Here is a 16,289-nt window from a genome sequence, read left to right on the forward strand (position 1 = left end):
GTCGGTACGAGTTCCGGCGGTACCGGGCGAACCTGATCCGCCACTGATCATGCCGTGCGAATCATGAGGATTCCGTGAGGTTTCCTTGGAGTCTCCTGGGAATCCGGCCTAGGCGGTGACCAGGCGATCGGCGGCGCGGGCGATGGCCAGCTCCTCGTTTGTCGGGACGACCAGCACCGCGATACCCGCCCCATCCGGTGAAATACGCCTGGCTGCACGGTCTTTCGCGGTATTTCGGGCCGGATCGACCTGGATGCCGAAGCCCTCCAGACCCGCCAGTGCGTCGGCGCGCACCTGCGGGCTGTTCTCCCCCACCCCGGCGGTGAAGACGATGGCGTCCACCCGGCCCAACTCGATGAGGTACGCGCCGAGGTAGCGCCGCAGCCGGTGGATGTAGACGTCGTAGGCGAGCCGGGCCGCCGCATCGCCACTGTCGATGAGTCGCTGCAGTTCCCGGAAGTCGTTGACCCCGGACAAGCCCTTGATCCCGGAGTTGCGGTTCAGTAACCGGTCGACGCCATCGACATCCAGATTCGCCGAGCGCATCAGGTGCAGCAGGATGCCCGGGTCGATATCGCCGCCGCGGGTGCCCATGACCAGGCCCTCCAGCGGGGTCAGGCCCATGGTGGTGTCGATCGGTTCGCCGCCGCGCACCGCCGACGCGGACGCGCCGTTGCCCAGATGGAACACGATCTGATTCACCTCGCCCGGATCGCGTTCCAGCACCTCGGCCACCCGGCCGGAGACGTACTCGTGCGAGGTGCCGTGGAAGCCGTAGCGCCGGATGCCGTACTCCGCGGCGACTGCGGCGTCGATGGCGTAGGTCTTGGCGGCGTCGGGCAGGCCGTGGAAAAACGCGGTGTCGAAGACCGCGACCTGCGGCACGCCGGGTAGCAGCTCCCGAGTGCTCTCGATGCCGGTGACATTCGCCGGATTGTGCAGCGGCGCGAGCTCGGACAGATCCGCGATGGCCGCGACCACCTCGTCGGTGATCAGCGTCGGCCGGTAGAACACCTCGCCGCCGTGCACCACCCGGTGCCCGACCGCGCGCAGCCCGGCGCCGGCCAGGTCGTAGCCGGTCTCGGCGAACATCTCGAAGACCAGTTGCAGCCCCGCCTTGTGATCGGCGATCGGCCCCTCGTGCTCGACGACCCGATCCCCCGCCTTGTGCTCGATGGCGCCGTTGGCCTCGCCGATCCGCTCGACCAGGCCGGAGGCGGCCACGGCACCCGAATGCGGGTCCACCAGTTGATATTTGATCGAGGACGACCCCGAATTGAGCACCAGCACAAGGTCGTTGGTCTGGCCGGACATCATGCCTCCTGGATGGATTGTCACTGCCCCTGCGCCTGGATCGCGGTAATGGCGACGGTGTTCACGATGTCGGCCACCAGCGCGCCGCGGGACAGATCGTTGACCGGCTTGCGCAGACCCTGCAGCACCGGGCCGATCGCGATGGCGCCCGCGCTGCGCTGCACCGCCTTGTAGGTGTTGTTGCCGGTATTGAGATCCGGGAAGATGAAAACCGTTGCGCGCCCGGCCACCTCGGAATCCGGAAGCTTGGTGTCGGCGACCGTCGGCTCGATCGCCGCGTCGTATTGGATGGGGCCCTCGACCAGCAGCTCCGGCTCGCGCTCGCGGACCAGCTTGGTCCCCACCCGGACCTTGTCCACATCGGCGCCGCTACCGGACTCGCCCGTCGAGTAGGACAGCATGGCGATTCGCGGCTCGATACCGAACTGGGCGGCGGTGCGCGCCGAGGAGATCGCGATGTCGGCGAGCTGCTCCGAGCTCGGATCCGGGACCACCGCGCAGTCGCCGTAGGCCAGCACCCGGTCGGACAGGCACATCAGGAAGACACTCGACACCGTCGAGACGCCGGGCACCGTCTTGATGATCTCGAAGGACGGGCGGATGGTGTGCGCGGTGGTGTGCGCGGCGCCCGAGACCATGCCGTCGGCAATGCCCTTGAACACCATCATGGTTCCGAAGTAGGAGATGTCGGTCATCGTTTCCCGGGCGCGCTCGATGGTCATGCCCTTGTGCTTGCGCAGCTCGGTGTACTCGGCGGCGAAATCCTCCAGGTAGCCGGAGGTGCGCGGGTCCAGTACCTGGGCGTCGCTGATATCGACACCCAGCTCGGTGGCGCGGGCCCGGATGCTGGTCTCGTCGCCGAGGATGACCAGGTCGGCGATCTTGCGCTGCAGCACCCGGCCGGCGGCGCGCAGGATGCGGTCGTCGGAGCCCTCGGGCAGCACGATGCGCTTGCGGTTGCCGCGTGCCCGTTCGATCAGCTGGTACTCGAACATCTGCGGGGTGACGACCGTGGTGCGCTGCACCCTGATGCGCTGCAACAGCTCCGGGGCGTCTACATGGTCTTCCATCAGCGCCAGCGCGGTGTCGACCTTGCGCGGGTTGCCCGCCGACATCCGGCCGCGAGTGTGATGCACGGCGTTGGCGGTGTCGTAGGTGCCCAACCCGGTGGCCAGGATCGGCAGCCGCGGCTTCAGGCCCGCCATCAGCCGCGCCACCGCCGGATGCGGGCGCATGTCGCCGTTCATGATGATGCCCGCCAGCGATGGAAAACCCTCCGCCTCATGGGCATTCACCAGGCTCAGCAGCACCTCGGAGCGGTCGCCCGGCGCGATCACCACGACACCGTCGGACAGGCGCTCGAGGATGTGCTCGGCGGTCATGCCACCGACCATCACCGACAGCGCCTCGCGCTGCAGCAATTCCGGGTCGCCGCTGTACATTTCGCCGTCGATGGCGGTGCACAGTTCCGCCATGGTCGGCGCGATCAGCAGCGGCACCTCCGGCAGCGTCCACGACGGCACGCTGCTGAAACCTTGGAGTGCCGAGGCGATTTCGGCGAGCTGCTCCGGATCGCAGCGGTTGGCCACGATCGCCGCCAATTGCGCGTGCTCGGTGGCAAGTTCGCTGGCACACAATTCCGCGAGCTGACGCACCTCGTCCGGCGTGCGCTCGGACCCGCGCAGCACCAGCAGCACCGGCGCGCCGAGGTTCACCGCGATCCGGGCGTTGAACCGCAGCTCGCTGGGGCTGGCCACATCGGTGTAGTCGGTGCCGACCACGACCACCGCGTCGCACACCTTCGCGACCTCGTGGAAGCGCATCACGATCTCGCTGATCGCGGCGTCGGGATCGGCGTGCACCTGCTCATAGGTGACGCCGACAGCCTGCTCGTAGTCGATATCGGCGGTGCTGTGCTCGAGCAGCAGCTCCAGGATGTAATCCGGCTCGACGGTCGAACGGGTGATCGGCCGGAAGACACCGACCCGGGCGGTGGTGGCGCACAACATCTGCAGCACACCCAGCGCCACCGTCGACTTACCGGTGTCGCCCTCGGGCGAGGCGATGTAGATGGTGGACGCTCGGGGATGGTCGGAGGCGTAGCCGAGGGGGTGGGTGGGCGCAGCAGTGTCGGCCATGATCAGAAGCTTAGTGAATTGACGGCAATTCGAGCCCGTTGCGAGACAGCCATCACCGAACGGGGTAATTCGCCCAGGCCGATATAGTCGCCCCCATGGTTGAGCAGTTTCCGGACCGGCAGTGGGGTTCGCGCACGAATGTCCTTTCCCGAGCCGCGAATCGGTTCGCCGCGACCAAACCGGGATCCTGGTTCATCCGCACGATCACGCCGCTGGACCGTGCCGTGCTGGAACGCACGAACGCGAAGTACACCGTGCTCGGCCCGATCGGCGCGCCCGTCATCCTGCTCACCAGCACCGGCCGGAAATCCGGTCAGCCGCGCACGCAGCCGCTGCTGTACGTGCACGACGGCGATGTCCTCTACGTGATCGGCAGCAATTTCGGCCAGGAGAAGCACCCCGCCTGGACCGCCAATCTGATGACCAACCCGGCGGCCACCGTCGCGATCGCCGGGGAACGTATCCCGGTGACGGCCACGCTCGTTCCCGACGCCGAGAAGGAGCGTGTATTCGCCCGTTTCGTCGAGGTGACGGGCGCCTACGCCGCCTACCGCGATCGCACCAGTCGCGATCTGCGCATTTTCGCTCTGCGCCGGGCCTAGCGCGGGCACGCTGCGCTTGACCTTGACGTAGCGTCAATTTCTATCGTCGAGACATGATCACCGTTCTCGACACCTACCCGGATATACGGCGGATCCTGCGGGCCCCGCTCGCCGAACGCACCGAGCTGCTGCGCGCGATGCTCGAGCCCGTCACGGACATGTACCGCTACTTCCCGGGCGAGGTCGACCTGGTCGCCATGCACCAGATGGCCTCCGGGTTTCCGCTCGACCGCGACGAACAGCGCTGCCTCGACGCCCTGGAGACGCTGGCGCAGGCCGATGCCTGGTCCCGGATCCAGCGCGCCCTGGAAGACGCGCTGACCGCGCAACTGGCCGCGACCCCGGACATCCAGGTCCCCGACATCACCGTGCTGTTCGTGCTCGGCGATCCCGGCGACGCCCACTTCATGGGCCCTTGCCTCGGCATGACCGCCAACGGCAGCATGCCCGGCTTCATCGTCATCACGCTGTGGCCCTTCGCCGAAAATGTGGAGCGGCTGGAAGCCACGGCCGTGCACGAGCTGAACCACAATCTGCGCTACAGCCCGGGCGGTGTGGTGTGGAACCCGATGACCGTCACCGTGGGCGAGCACGTGGTGTCCGAGGGGCTCGCCGACGCGTTCGCCCGCCAGCTCTACGGCGACGAGCTCGGCTACGCCCGCATCGGCGTGCCCGCGCTACGCGATGACGCGGTCTTCGCCAAAGTCCTTACCGGACTGGACATCACCGGCATGCAGAACTTCACCGCCTGGGTGCACGGCGACGCCAGCGCCGAGCGCTACGGCGCGACGCCGGTGGGGTTGCCGACCGGCGCCGGATACGCGGCCGGCAATCGGCTGGTCGACGCGTACCTGGCGGCGACGGGCCGGACGGCCGCACAAGCGCTGCACGCCGACAGCGCCGAAATCATCGCGACGGCCCTGCGGAAATAAGTATTGACAGCATGCTGTCAAACATGACAGGATACTGTCATGACCACGAAGACAGTTCACGCAGCCGTTTACGACACCCTCGCCGACTGGGAGATCGGTGCCGCCACCGCGCACATCAACAACCCGGAATGGCAGGTCGCGCCGGGCACGTTCGAGGTACGCACGGTCGGGCTGACCAAGGATCCGATCACCACCAAGGGCGGGCTGCGGGTCGCGCCGGACGTGGTGCTCGCGGATCTGACGCCCGCCGACAGCGCCATGCTCATCCTCCCGGGCGCCGACACCTGGGTCGGCCCGGAACTGGAGCCGTTCGCGCACAAGGCGCGGGAATTCGTCGAGGCCGGCGTGCCGGTCGCGGCCATCTGCGGCTCCACCTTCGGGCTCGCCAAGGAGGGCCTGCTCGATAGCCGCAAACACACCAGCAACGTCGCGGAATTTCTTGTCTACAGCGGATATTCGGGCGCCGAGCACTACGTCCAGCAGCCCGCGGTGACCGACGACAACGTCATCACGGCCTCGAGCACGGCCCCGTTCGAGTTCGCCCGCGAGGTACTCGGCGCGCTCGGCGTCTACGAACCGCACATCCTCGATGCCTGGTACCGGCTCTTCGCGCACAGCGACCCGGCCGCCTACGTCGAACTCGACACCTACGAGCAGGCAAAATCCCACGCATGATGACTCCGGAACAGGAACTCTTCAGCACGGCGGCGATCACGTCATTTCGGCTGAACGGCCAATTCCTCGCCATCGCCGAGGAATTGGCCGCGCCCGCCGGGCTGACCGCGGCTTGGTGGCAGGTGCTGGGCGCGGTGCTGCGGGAACCGCTACCGGTGTCGGGCATCGCGCGCGCGATGGGCATTACTCGCCAGAGTGTGCAGCGCATCGCGGATCTGCTGGTGGACAAGGGACTTGCCGAATACCGCCCGAACCCGGCGCACCGGCGCGCGAAGCTGGTCGACATCACCGACGCGGGGCGGGCCGCTGTGGAGCGCATCAGCCCACCGCACGCCGTGATCGCGGACCGAGTGGTCGGCGAACTGGGCTACGCGGAATTCGAGCGCACCGTCGCGGCGTTGACCCGGCTCGCGGATGTCCTCGACAAGCTCGCCGAGAAGCCCTAGCTGAACGGCTTGTCGGTCCGGCCGACGAGCTCGGCGACCGACTCCACCACCATGGTCGGGCGGTACGGGAACCCTTCCACCGACGCCCGGGTAGAGATGCCCGTCGTCACCAGGATCGTGCGCATCCCCGCCTCCAGCCCGGCGATCACGTCGGTGTCCATCCGGTCGCCGATCATCACCGTCGACTGGGAGTGTGCGCCGATCCGGCGCAGCGCCGAACGCATCATCAGCGGGTTCGGTTTGCCCACGTAATACGGTTCCTTGCCGGTCGCGCGGGTGATCAGCGCAGCCACCGAGCCGGTCGCCGGTAGCAGGCCGTCACGGGACGGGCCGGTGGCATCCGGATTGGTGGCGATGAACCGGGCGCCCTTCTCCACCAGGCGGATCGCGGTGGTGATCGCCTCGAAGGAGTAGGTGCGGGTCTCGCCGAGCACCACGTAATCGGGGTTGCTGTCGGTGAGCACGTACCCGATCTCATGTAGTGCGGTGGTGAGGCCCGATTCGCCGACCACGTAGGCGGTGCCGTTCGGGCGCTGGTCGTTGAGGAAGGTGGCGGTGGCCAGCGCCGAGGTCCAGATCGCCTCTTCCGGGATGTCCAGGCCGGTGTGGCGCAGCCGGGCCTGCAGGTCGCGCGGGGTGCGGATCGAGTTGTTGGTGAGCACCAGGAACGGCGTGTTGTTCGCGCGCAGTTCGGCCAGGAACTCGTCGGCGCCGGGGATCAGCTGATCCTCGTGCACCAGGACCCCGTCCATGTCGGTCAAGTAGGAGAGGATCGGTTCGTTGTCTGGAGTCACCAGTCAATTATCGGCTACCGACCGCAATCGTGGGTCTGTGGAACCCTACGAACTCCCTTCGAATTCGAGTGATTAGCATCGCGTAGCGATTCGATGAGGGGTGGTGGCCGGGCGACGGGCGGGCCTATCGTCGAAGAAGGTCGGTCGAAAGCGGGGACTCCCGCGCCCGGCCGCAGCAGCGAAGCGACAGGAGTGCGCACATGGGTGATCTCAAGCTGGGATACAAGGCGTCGGCCGAACAGTTCGGGCCGCGCGAACTGGTAGAAATCGCGGTGCTCGCCGAGGAGCACGGCCTCGACAGCGCCACCGTCAGCGACCACTTCCAGCCGTGGCGGCACAAGGGTGGGCACGCGCCGTTCTCGCTGGCCTGGATGGCGGCGGTCGGTGAACGCACCAAGCGCATCCAGCTCGGCACCTCGGTGCTCACCCCGACCTTCCGGTACAACCCGGCGGTGATCGCGCAGGCCTTCGCCACCATGGGCTGCCTGTACCCGGACCGCGTCATGCTCGGTGTGGGCACCGGTGAGGCGCTGAACGAGATCGCCACCGGATACACCGGTGAATGGCCGGAGTTCAAGGAGCGTTTCGGGCGGCTGCGCGAAGCCGTCGACCTGATGCGCGCGCTGTGGACCGGCGACCGCACCGACTTCGACGGCCAGTACTACAAGACCGTCGGCGCCTCCATCTACGACGTGCCCAAGGGCGGCATCCCGATCTACGTCGCCGCCGGCGGCCCGCTGGTCGCCCGGTACGCCGGCCGCGCGGGTGACGGTTTCATCTGCACCTCCGGCAAGGGCATGGACCTCTACACCGAGAAGCTGATGCCCGCCGTCGCCGAAGGCGCCGCCAAGGCCGGCCGCGACGTCGCCACCATCGACCGGATGATCGAGATCAAGATCTCCTACGACACCGATCCCGAACTGGCCCTGGAGAACACGCGCTTCTGGGCCCCGCTCTCGCTGACCCCGGAGCAGAAGCACTCCATCACCGACCCGATCGAAATGGAGACCGCCGCCGACGCGCTGCCGATCGAGCAGATCGCCAAGCGCTGGATCGTCGCCAGCGACCCGGACCAGGCCGTCGACCTGATCAAGCCCTACCTCGACGCGGGCCTGAACCACCTGGTCTTCCACGCCCCCGGCCACGACCAGCGCCGCTTCCTGGACCTGTTCCAGCGCGACCTGGCCCCCCGCCTGCGCGCCCTGGGCTGAGCCCAGCACAAAGAAAAACACCCCCCGGCGCACCGGGGGGTGTTTCGTCTCTGCCGTAGCTCAGCTCAGGGCGTGATCCAGGTCGCCGAGGAGGTCTTCGACGTCCTCGAGGCCGATCGAGATCCGGACCACGCCGTCGGTGAGACCGATAGTGGCGCGGCCCTCGGGGCCCATCGCGCGGTGCGTGGTGGTCGCCGGGTGCGTGATGAGGGTCTTGGAGTCGCCGAGGTTGTTGGAGATGTCGACGATGCGCAAGCGGTTCAGCACCTCGAAGGCACGCTTCTTCGCCTCGTCGGCCGGGGCGTTGAGCTCGAAGGTGACCACGGTGCCGCCCGCGCTCATCTGGCTCTTGGCCAGAGCGTGCTGCGGATGCGATTCCAGGTACGGGTAGCGCACCCAGTTCACCGCCTTGTGCTCGTCCAGGAACTGCGCGACGCGCAAAGCCGAAGCAGCGGAGTGGTTCACCCGCAGCGGCATCGTCTCCAGGCCCTTCAACAAGGTCCAGGCGTTGAACGGGCTCAGCGCCGGACCGGTGTGGCGCATCAGGTTTTTCACCGGGCCGTCGATGTAGTCGTGGTCGCCGAGGATGGCGCCGCCGAGGACGCGGCCCTGGCCGTCGATGTGCTTGGTGCCGGAGTAGACCAGCACGTCGGCGCCGAGGTCGAAGCCGCGCTGCAGCAGCGGGGTGGCGAAGACGTTGTCCAGCACCACTTTCGCGCCCGCCGCATGGGCGAGCTCGGAGACCTTGCGCACGTCGACGAGGGTCTGCATCGGGTTGGCGGGCGTCTCGAAGAACACCGCCTGGGTCGGCACCGACAGCGCCTGCTCCCACTGGTCCAGGTCGTCACCGTCGACGAAGACGGTCTCCACACCCCAGCGCGGCAGGATCTCGTTGCACACCACGAAACAGGAACCGAACAGGCTGCGCGCGGCCACCAGCCGATCGCCGGCGCCCAAAAGCGCGCCGAGCGCGGTGAAGACGGCCGACATGCCGCTCGCGGTCGCGAAACACGCTTCGGCGCCGTCGATCAGCCGCATCCGCTCCTCGAACATGGCCACCGTCGGGTTGCCGTAGCGGGAGTAGACGAAGTGCTCGATCTCGCCGGTGAACGACGCCTCGGCCGCTTCGGCACTCTCGTAGACGAAACCGGAGCTCAGGTACAGCGCCTCGGAGGTTTCCTCGAAACCGCTGCGCCGCAAGCCGCCTCGCACGCCGAGGGTGGCCGGGCCGACGCCTTCGGGCAGCGGCTTGTCGAACGCACCACCAGTGATCATGACTGTTCCTCCACAGAACTCGTGGTCACGACTGCCGCCACGGCAAGCCCTGGGCGCGCCAACCGGCGCCACCGCGGTGACCGTTCGCGTCGAGCGGACCCTCGAAGCCTTCGTCAACGTTGTAGGCCGGCGCGATGCCGAGCTGCGTGGCCACGGTCGCCGCATGCGCGGAGCGCTGGCCGGAGCGGCACAGGAACACCACGGGGGCTTCCGGGGCGCGGCCGTCGAGGGCTTTGCTGAGCTGGTCGGCGAAGGCCTGGTTGCGCGCGCCGGTGCCGTCGACCCATTCGATGAGCACGGTGGGGCGCTCGATCGCGGTGGTGTCGGGTACGCCGACGAAGCGCCATTCGGCTTCGGTGCGCACGTCGATCAGGACGGCTTCGGGGTGCTCGCGCAACAGGTCCCACGCCTGCTGCGGGGTGATGTCGCCGGCGTAAGTCATGTCGATCCTCCTGTGAATCCGCACTTGCCGCATCGGGGTTCGGATGCGTGCCAGGTCGTCACCCGGAGCACCCCACCGCGGAGGAGGGTTGCCGACCAGCGAGCCGGGGCTTGGCGCTGGTGCTCATGACCTGGACTGAGATTGCCTGGACAGGGGCCGGGCTGTCAAACACCGGAATCGGGTCAGTTGCAGACCAGCCATTTGCCGTCGGCGCGGACCAGGTTCCACGTTTCGGTGGTCTCCTTGCCGTCCATGTTGGTGGTGACGGTGGCCTTGGCTTTGTCCCCGTTGACGGACTGCCCCTCGATCCTGGCGACCTCCACCGACTTTCGGCCACCCGCCCCGAACTGCGCGGCCAGCGGCGACTTGGCCTCGTCGAACCCGGCGCACGCGGTGCCCGGCGCGGGCACCTCGTCCTGCTGCGCGCGCCCGCCGACGTAATTGCTGACGGCTGCGGAGATCCGGTCCGATTCTGTGACATTTTTCTCAGCCGGGGACAGCAGCCCGCCCGCGAACACCGCCACCAGCACGATCGCGGTCAGCACCGCGGCGGCGATGAACGGCGTCATGGACCGCTGGTCGGTCTGTTCGACCAGGATCGGTTCGTCCTCTGGCTTGGGCTGCTGCTCGGTCATGGTGTCGATGATCCCTTATCCCTGGTCGGCGGCACCCGTGCAGGCGGTCGGTGGCGTCACCGATAGAATCGCGAGACCGTGGTCTGGGCACCATCACCATGTGGCTGTGCGGCACGGGAGCGACCTGGTGGCTTCGCAGTTACGAGCCAGCAGCACCAGCCGCATCGTCAGGGGCAACCGCAGCGGCAGCTCTACTTAGCCTAGGCTAAGAAGGACGCCATTATTTTTCGACCGAAGGTGCGCGTAAGAGATGACCGAACAGAGTGCAGCCACTCGCCCGCTCCGCATCGCGATCGTGGGCGCAGGACCGGCCGGTATCTACGCCGCCGACGCGTTGATGAAATCCGATGCCGAGGTGAGTATCGACCTGTACGAGCGCATGCCCGCGCCGTTCGGTCTGATCCGCTACGGCGTCGCGCCGGACCATCCGCGCATCAAGGGCATCATCACCGCCCTGCACAAGGTGCTCGACAAAGAGCAGGTCCGCCTACTCGGCAATATCGACTACGGCACCGACATCACCCTCGACGATCTGCGGCGCTTCTACGACGCGGTCATCTTCTCGACCGGCGCCAACGCCGACCGCGCACTCGACATCCCGGGCATCGACCTGGACGGCTCCTACGGCGCCGCGGACTTCGTGTCCTGGTACGACGGCCACCCCGACGTGCCGCGCGAATGGCCGCTGGACGCGGAGAAGGTCGCCGTGCTCGGCGTCGGCAACGTCGCGCTCGACGTGGCGCGCGTGCTCGCCAAGACCGGTGACGAACTGCTGCCGACCGAGATCCCGCCGAACGTCTACCAGGGCCTCAAGAACAACAAGGCCGTCGAGGTGCACGTGTTCGGCCGTCGCGGCCCGGCGCAGGCCAAGTTCACGCCGCTGGAGCTGCGCGAGCTCGACCACTCGCCGACCATCGAGGTCATCGTCGACCCCGAGGACATCGACTACGACGCCGGTTCCGAGGCCGCGCGCCGCCACTCCAAGCAGGTCGACATGGTCGCCAACACCTTGGAGCAGTGGGCGATCCGCGACCAGGGCAGCCGTCCGCACAAGCTGTTCCTGCACTTCTTCGAGTCGCCCGCCGAGGTGCTCGGCGCCGACGGCAAGGTCGTCGGCCTGCGCACCGAGCGCACCCAGCTCGACGGCACCGGAAACGTCAAGGGCACCGGCGTGTTCCGCGAGTGGGATGTGCAGGCGATCTACCGCGCGGTCGGCTACCTCTCGCAGAACATCAACAACCTTCCCTTCGACGAGCAGGCGGGCACCGTGCCGAACGAGGCCGGTCGCGTGCTGGCCGACGAGGATGCCGACGGCGCCGCGCGCTACCTGCCGGCCACCTACGTCACCGGCTGGATCAAGCGCGGCCCGGTCGGCCTGATCGGTCACACCAAGGGCGACGCCAACGAGACCGTGGCCTGCCTGCTCGACGACAGCGCGAACTTCACCCCGGCCCCGGAGCCGGAGCTGGACGCAGTCACCGCGTTCCTCGAGGGCAAGGGCATCCCGTTCACCACCTGGCAGGGCTGGTACCGCCTGGACGCGCACGAGCGCGCCCTGGGCGAGCCGGAGGGCCGCGAGCGGGTCAAGGTCGTCGAGCGCGAGGACATGCTGCGCGCCAGCGAACCCAACAAGGTCTAGCCGGAGCGCCTTCCACGGCAGCGAAAACTCCGTAACTGAGGCATTCTGTACAAGTGTTCGATGCCCATGTCCACATCATCGATCCGCGGTTCCCGCTGATCGAGAACGAGGGCTATCTGCCCGACCCGTACACCATCGCCGATTATCGAAAGCGCATGGCGCGCTTCGATGTCGGCGGTGGGGCGGTGGTCATCGCGTCGTTCCAGAGCACCGACCAATCCTTTATGAAGGCGGCGCTGGCCGAGCTGGGTCCGGGCTGGGTCGGGGTCACGGCGCTGAACCTGGAAGCGTCCGACGACGAGATCATCGAACTGGATCGAATCGGCGTGCGCGCCTTGCGGTTCAACCTCAAGCGCGCCGCCGCCGACATCACCGGCATGACCTTGCAGGCGCTGCGGGCGCACGATCTGGTCGGCTGGCACGTCGAGGTCTACATCGACGGGTCGATGCTGGCCTCCCTGCAGCCGGTGATCTCGAAACTCCCCGCGCTCTCCATCGACCATCTGGGGATGTCCGAGGAGAGCCTGCCGTATCTCCTGGACCTGGTCGACCGCGGAGCCCGGGTCAAGGCAACAGGTTTCGGCCGGGTGGCGATGAATGTCGCCCACGCCATCCGCCGCATCCACGCCGTGAACCCCCAGGCCCTCATGTTCGGCACCGACCTCCCGGGCACCCGCGCCGGCCGCCCCTTCCAGGACTCCGATGTCGACCTGATCTGCGACGTCGTCGGCACCGACATGTTCGCCGTCCTGGAGGACAACGCCCGCGACTTCTACCGCCTCCCGCCGCGCTCCCGCTCGACCCCACCGCTCTCGCACGGCGACCCGCCCACGCTTCCGCTTCGTCGCGAGCACCTCCCCGTCCTCGACCCCAACGCCACCCTGCCGCTGCCCATCATCGAGCGCTAGTCAGGCGACGAAGGCTCCTATGAGCCAGATGCCGGTGGCGAGCAGGGCGCCCAAGAGTTCGATGAGCATGGACAGGCCGACGCCCTTGAGGGCGTGTTTGGTTGTCTGCCAGGCGGGTTCGCCCTGCTTCAGGCGCTGGTATTCGGACAGGTAGACGCCGAGCACGAATCCCACGAACAGTCCGATTATCGGGATGATGAAGAAGCCGGCGATGCCGAGGATCGCGCCGATGAACAGGGCGCGGTTGGAGACGCCCGCTTCCTTCATCTTGCGGCCCGGCCAGGTGTATTTGATGACGCCCGAGAGCACCAGGAAGACCGTGGCGACGGCGAAGATGATCCAGGCGGTGGTGCCGCCGGTCATGATCGCCCAGACCAGGATGGCGGCGAAGATCAGGATGACGCCGGGCAGGATCGGGACGATGATCCCGAGCAAGCCGATCAGAATTGCCAGGCCGACAACGACCTCGCCCCACACACTCACGAGAAATGCCCCTCCGGTCTTGTTCGGTTGCTCGAATTCTCGCCTACTTGCTGGTTGCGTGCACAGCGGAGGTTCCGGAAGCGGGTTCGGGCGTTATTGTCATACTGTCAATACAGCTCCGGTCCGTCCGGAGGACTCTGGATCAACGAAGAACCGAGGTAGGGCGTGAGCACTCCATCCACCGCCAAGCAGGGTCCGCTCGCGGGCATCAAGGTTGTCGAGCTGGCCGGTATCGGGCCGGGACCGCACGCGGCGCTGCTGCTCGCCGACCTCGGTGCCGACGTGGTGCGCGTGCAGCGGCCGAACCTGCTGCCGGGCTTCATGGAGCGTCCGCAGTGGCGTGGCCGCACCATCGTCGAGGCGAACCTGAAGGACCCGGCCGACATCGAGAAGGTGCTCGGGCTGATCGAGAAGGCCGACGTGCTGATCGAAGGCTTCCGCCCCGGTGTCACCGAGCGCATGGGCCTGGGCCCGGACGCGGCGCTGGCCCGCAACCCGCGGCTGGTGTACGGCCGGATGACCGGCTGGGGTCAGGACGGCCCGCTGGCCGACCGCGCCGGCCACGACATCAACTACATCTCGCTCACCGGCGTGCTGAACGCGATCGGCCGCAAGGGTGAGCGCCCGGTGCCGCCGCTGAACATGGTCGGCGACTTCGGCGGCGGCTCGATGTTCCTGGTGTTCGGCGTGCTCGCCGCGCTGGTGGAGCGGCAGAGCTCGGGCAAGGGTCAGGTCATCGACGCCGCCATGATCGATGGCGCGCTGGCCCTTTCGCACATGATCTGGGGCATGCGCGGCGTGGGCCTGTGGTCCGACGAGCGCGGCACCAACCTGCTCGACACCGGCATGGCGTTCTACGACACCTACGAAACCTCCGACGGCAAGTACATGGCGGTCGGCGCGATCGAGCCGCAGTTCTACGCCGAGCTGCTGCAGGGCCTGGAGATCGATCCCGCGGGCCTGCCGATGCAGATCGACCCGAACGGCCAGGACGAGCTGAAGAAGCTGTTCACCGAGAAGTTCAAGACCAAGACCCGCGACGAGTGGACCGCGATCTTCGACGGCACCGACGCCTGCACCACCCCGGTGCTGACGTTGACCGAGGCCACCGCGAACGAGCACATCGTGGCGCGCACCGGACTCGTGGATATCGACGGTGTCGTCCAGCACGCTCCTGCCCCGCGCTTCTCGCGCACCCCGGCGGCCATCCCCACCCCGCCGCCGAACGAGGCGACCCCGATCGAATCCGTCTGGGCCGACTAGGTCAGTACAGGGTGAGGGACTGCAACGGCTCCGCAGCGCGCGGCGTCAGGGCCTCGTAGGTGGCGGCGATGCCCTTGACCGCCAGCCGCAGGTCCGCCTCCGGGTGGGTGTAGGGCAGGCGGATGAAACGCTCGAAAGCGCCCTGGACGCCGAAACGTGGTCCGGCGGCGAGTAATACGCCGTGGTTGGGCGCGGTGGCGGCGAGCGCTGTCGAGACCGGTGCGGGAAGCTGGGCCCACAGCGACATACCGCCCGCGCCCGGGCTGACCCGCCACTCGGGCAGCTCGTCGGCCAGTGCGGTCATGAGAACCGCACGCTGGGAACGCAATTGGTCGCGGCGGCGGTCCAGAATGACCCCCGCGTTTTCGAGCAGGTGGATGGTGGCCAGCTGATCCATCACCGGCGTACCGAGGTCGACGGTGGAGCGGATGCCGAGCAGCTTGGTGATCAGCGCCTGATTGGTGCGGACCCAGCCGACGCGCAGACCACCCCAGAAGGACTTGGAAGCCGAACCGATGGTGACGATTTCAGCGCCCTTGGCGAACGCGGCCACCGGCGGCGGCATGGGTGCGTCGGTCAGGTTCAGGTCGACCATGGACTCGTCGACCACCACCGTCATCCGCGTCTCGCGGGCGATGGCGGCGAGTTCGGCGCGGCCCGCCTCGTCCAGCAGCAACCCCGTCGGATTATTGAAGTCGGGCACCAGATACGCCAGGGTGGCGGCGGTTTGCCGTGCGGCGCTGCGGATTCCGTCCAGATCCCAGCCACCGCCCGACGAACCGGCCGGCAGCAGCGGCACCGGGATCGGGCGCGCGCCGACATCGCGGATCGCCTCGATCGCGTTCGGATAGGAGGGGTGATCGATGAGCACCCGGGCGGCGGGCGCGGTGAGCACATTGAGCAGCAGACGCAGGCCGTGCTGGGCGCCGAGGGTGATCAGGATCTGGTCCGGCTCGGTGGGCAGGCCGCGCTCGGTGTAGCGGCGGGCCACCACCTCCCGCAGCGCGAGCAGGCCGACCGGGTCCATACCGTGCGTGCCGAGGTACGCCGGAATCCCTTCCAGCGCAGTGGCGTACGCCTCCTGCATCTCCAGCGGGGCGGCCATGGCGGCATAGGTCATGTCGACGGTGGCCAGCTCCGGCTGCGCCATCATGGCCAGAATGCTGCGGGCCGGGCGGGTGCCGTCGTGCGGCACCGCCGGCGGCAGCGCCACCGTGCTGCGTGAGCCCTGCCGGCTGATCAGGTAGCCGTGCTCGCGCAGTAGCGCGTAGGTGGAGGTGATGGTGGTGCGGCTGACCCCGAGGGTGGTGGCCAGATCGCGCTCGCTGGGCAGCGCGACGCCGAGCGGGGCGCGGCCGTCGTGGATGAGCAGCCGGATCCCCTCGGCCAGCGCCAGATATGCCGGGCGGGCCGAGCGGCGGCTGCCCGCCTCGTCGTCTTCGCCCACACTGCGCCAGTTGCCCAGATCCCTGGCCAAACTGCCCGCGCCGATCACTCTCGTAGCCATACAGGCCAGTATTCCTGGATTGGCT

At 67.8% G+C, this 16,289-nt stretch carries 16 protein-coding genes and 1 riboswitch; of the genes, 8 read left to right on the forward strand and 8 right to left on the reverse strand.

Annotation, left to right across the window (positions count from 1 at the left end):
• Window positions 1–108: 108 nt before the first annotated feature.
• Both IBX22_RS15790 and pta read right to left on the reverse strand, forming a co-directional pair.
• Window positions 109–1,314, reverse strand: a complete 1,206-nt coding sequence (locus tag IBX22_RS15790; RefSeq protein ID WP_194816326.1) for an acetate kinase — start codon at window positions 1,312–1,314, stop codon at window positions 109–111.
• A gap of 20 nt (window positions 1,315–1,334) precedes the next feature.
• The gene (gene pta, locus IBX22_RS15795) at window positions 1,335–3,452 is read right to left on the reverse strand and encodes a phosphate acetyltransferase (protein WP_194816327.1); all 2,118 of its coding nucleotides are present in this window, start codon (window positions 3,450–3,452) and stop codon (window positions 1,335–1,337) included.
• Window positions 3,453–3,547: 95 nt separating this feature from the next.
• Here pta and IBX22_RS15800 point away from each other — a divergent pair, with 95 nt between their 5' ends.
• From IBX22_RS15800 to IBX22_RS15815, 4 genes are read left to right on the forward strand one after another with little or no spacing between them, the layout of a single operon-like run.
• Window positions 3,548–4,054: a nitroreductase/quinone reductase family protein gene (locus IBX22_RS15800; protein ID WP_194816328.1), complete on the forward strand. Its 507-nt coding sequence runs from the start codon at window positions 3,548–3,550 to the stop codon at window positions 4,052–4,054.
• Window positions 4,055–4,107: 53 nt separating this feature from the next.
• Window positions 4,108–4,986, forward strand: coding sequence for a DUF2268 domain-containing protein (locus tag IBX22_RS15805; protein ID WP_194816329.1), 879 nt, complete (start codon window positions 4,108–4,110; stop codon window positions 4,984–4,986).
• Between the two features lie 39 nt (window positions 4,987–5,025).
• On the forward strand, window positions 5,026–5,661 hold the full coding sequence (locus IBX22_RS15810; RefSeq protein ID WP_194816330.1) for a type 1 glutamine amidotransferase family protein: 636 nt from the start codon (window positions 5,026–5,028) through the stop codon (window positions 5,659–5,661).
• Window positions 5,661–6,107, forward strand: a complete 447-nt coding sequence (locus IBX22_RS15815; protein WP_228539039.1) for a MarR family winged helix-turn-helix transcriptional regulator — start codon at window positions 5,661–5,663, stop codon at window positions 6,105–6,107. Before IBX22_RS15810 ends, IBX22_RS15815 begins: the two co-directional genes overlap by 1 nt.
• Here IBX22_RS15815 and IBX22_RS15820 read toward each other — a convergent pair.
• Entirely contained in the window at window positions 6,104–6,859 is a 756-nt protein-coding gene (locus IBX22_RS15820; protein ID WP_228539040.1) for an HAD-IIA family hydrolase, read from the reverse strand. The two genes, IBX22_RS15815 and IBX22_RS15820, sit on opposite strands and share 4 nt — an antisense overlap.
• 242 nt (window positions 6,860–7,101) lie before the next feature.
• On the opposite strand from IBX22_RS15820, the gene fgd reads away from it, so the two are divergent.
• Window positions 7,102–8,112 (forward strand): glucose-6-phosphate dehydrogenase (coenzyme-F420), encoded by a 1,011-nt coding sequence (gene fgd, locus IBX22_RS15825; protein WP_194816333.1) that lies wholly within the window; start codon window positions 7,102–7,104, stop codon window positions 8,110–8,112.
• Window positions 8,113–8,172: 60 nt separating this feature from the next.
• Here fgd and IBX22_RS15830 read toward each other — a convergent pair whose 3' ends face one another.
• From IBX22_RS15830 to IBX22_RS15840, 3 genes are all read right to left on the reverse strand, one after another.
• Window positions 8,173–9,387, reverse strand: coding sequence for an O-succinylhomoserine sulfhydrylase (locus tag IBX22_RS15830; RefSeq protein ID WP_194816334.1), 1,215 nt, complete (start codon window positions 9,385–9,387; stop codon window positions 8,173–8,175).
• Window positions 9,388–9,412: 25 nt separating this feature from the next.
• Window positions 9,413–9,829, reverse strand: a complete 417-nt coding sequence (locus IBX22_RS15835; protein ID WP_194816335.1) for a rhodanese-like domain-containing protein — start codon at window positions 9,827–9,829, stop codon at window positions 9,413–9,415.
• Between the two features lie 15 nt (window positions 9,830–9,844).
• Window positions 9,845–9,960: riboswitch (SAM riboswitch) on the reverse strand.
• A gap of 51 nt (window positions 9,961–10,011) precedes the next feature.
• The gene (locus IBX22_RS15840; RefSeq protein WP_194816336.1) at window positions 10,012–10,464 is read right to left on the reverse strand and encodes a DUF4878 domain-containing protein; all 453 of its coding nucleotides are present in this window, start codon (window positions 10,462–10,464) and stop codon (window positions 10,012–10,014) included.
• 250 nt (window positions 10,465–10,714) lie between these two features.
• Here IBX22_RS15840 and IBX22_RS15845 point away from each other — a divergent pair, with 250 nt between their 5' ends.
• Entirely contained in the window at window positions 10,715–12,103 is a 1,389-nt protein-coding gene (locus IBX22_RS15845) for an FAD-dependent oxidoreductase (RefSeq protein ID WP_194816337.1), read from the forward strand.
• Window positions 12,104–12,156: 53 nt separating this feature from the next.
• Window positions 12,157–13,011, forward strand: a complete 855-nt coding sequence (locus IBX22_RS15850) for an amidohydrolase (protein ID WP_194816338.1) — start codon at window positions 12,157–12,159, stop codon at window positions 13,009–13,011.
• Here the strand turns inward: IBX22_RS15850 and IBX22_RS15855 are convergent, their stop codons facing one another.
• Window positions 13,012–13,494, reverse strand: a complete 483-nt coding sequence (locus IBX22_RS15855; RefSeq protein ID WP_194816339.1) for a DUF456 domain-containing protein — start codon at window positions 13,492–13,494, stop codon at window positions 13,012–13,014.
• 165 nt (window positions 13,495–13,659) lie between these two features.
• Between IBX22_RS15855 and IBX22_RS15860 the strand changes: the two genes are divergently transcribed.
• Window positions 13,660–14,757: a CaiB/BaiF CoA-transferase family protein gene (locus IBX22_RS15860; protein ID WP_194816340.1), complete on the forward strand. Its 1,098-nt coding sequence runs from the start codon at window positions 13,660–13,662 to the stop codon at window positions 14,755–14,757.
• Window position 14,758: 1 nt separating this feature from the next.
• On the opposite strand, the gene IBX22_RS15865 is transcribed toward IBX22_RS15860, so the two are convergent.
• Complete coding sequence (locus IBX22_RS15865; protein ID WP_194816341.1) at window positions 14,759–16,264, reverse strand: PLP-dependent aminotransferase family protein; 1,506 nt, start codon at window positions 16,262–16,264, stop codon at window positions 14,759–14,761.
• Between the last annotated feature and the right edge of the window lie 25 nt (window positions 16,265–16,289).

Origin of the sequence: Nocardia sp. XZ_19_385, from assembly GCF_015355755.1 — a bacterium.
In the GTDB taxonomy this organism is placed as follows: domain Bacteria; phylum Actinomycetota; class Actinomycetes; order Mycobacteriales; family Mycobacteriaceae; genus Nocardia.

Excerpts from the sequence above, each read along its gene's own strand:
- IBX22_RS15790 (WP_194816326.1), bottom strand. The coding sequence starts at position 1,314 with ATGTCCGGCCAGACCAACGACCTTGTGCTGGTGCTCAATTCGGGGTCG.
- pta (WP_194816327.1), bottom strand. The coding sequence starts at position 3,452 with ATGGCCGACACTGCTGCGCCCACCCACCCCCTCGGCTACGCCTCCGAC.
- IBX22_RS15800 (WP_194816328.1), top strand. The coding sequence starts at position 3,548 with ATGGTTGAGCAGTTTCCGGACCGGCAGTGGGGTTCGCGCACGAATGTC.
- IBX22_RS15805 (WP_194816329.1), top strand. The coding sequence starts at position 4,108 with ATGATCACCGTTCTCGACACCTACCCGGATATACGGCGGATCCTGCGG.
- IBX22_RS15810 (WP_194816330.1), top strand. The coding sequence starts at position 5,026 with ATGACCACGAAGACAGTTCACGCAGCCGTTTACGACACCCTCGCCGAC.
- IBX22_RS15815 (WP_228539039.1), top strand. The coding sequence starts at position 5,661 with ATGACTCCGGAACAGGAACTCTTCAGCACGGCGGCGATCACGTCATTT.
- IBX22_RS15820 (WP_228539040.1), bottom strand. The coding sequence starts at position 6,859 with ATGGACGGGGTCCTGGTGCACGAGGATCAGCTGATCCCCGGCGCCGAC.
- fgd (WP_194816333.1), top strand. The coding sequence starts at position 7,102 with ATGGGTGATCTCAAGCTGGGATACAAGGCGTCGGCCGAACAGTTCGGG.
- IBX22_RS15830 (WP_194816334.1), bottom strand. The coding sequence starts at position 9,387 with ATGATCACTGGTGGTGCGTTCGACAAGCCGCTGCCCGAAGGCGTCGGC.
- IBX22_RS15835 (WP_194816335.1), bottom strand. The coding sequence starts at position 9,829 with ATGACTTACGCCGGCGACATCACCCCGCAGCAGGCGTGGGACCTGTTG.
- IBX22_RS15840 (WP_194816336.1), bottom strand. The coding sequence starts at position 10,464 with ATGACCGAGCAGCAGCCCAAGCCAGAGGACGAACCGATCCTGGTCGAA.
- IBX22_RS15845 (WP_194816337.1), top strand. The coding sequence starts at position 10,715 with ATGACCGAACAGAGTGCAGCCACTCGCCCGCTCCGCATCGCGATCGTG.
- IBX22_RS15865 (WP_194816341.1), bottom strand. The coding sequence starts at position 16,264 with ATGGCTACGAGAGTGATCGGCGCGGGCAGTTTGGCCAGGGATCTGGGC.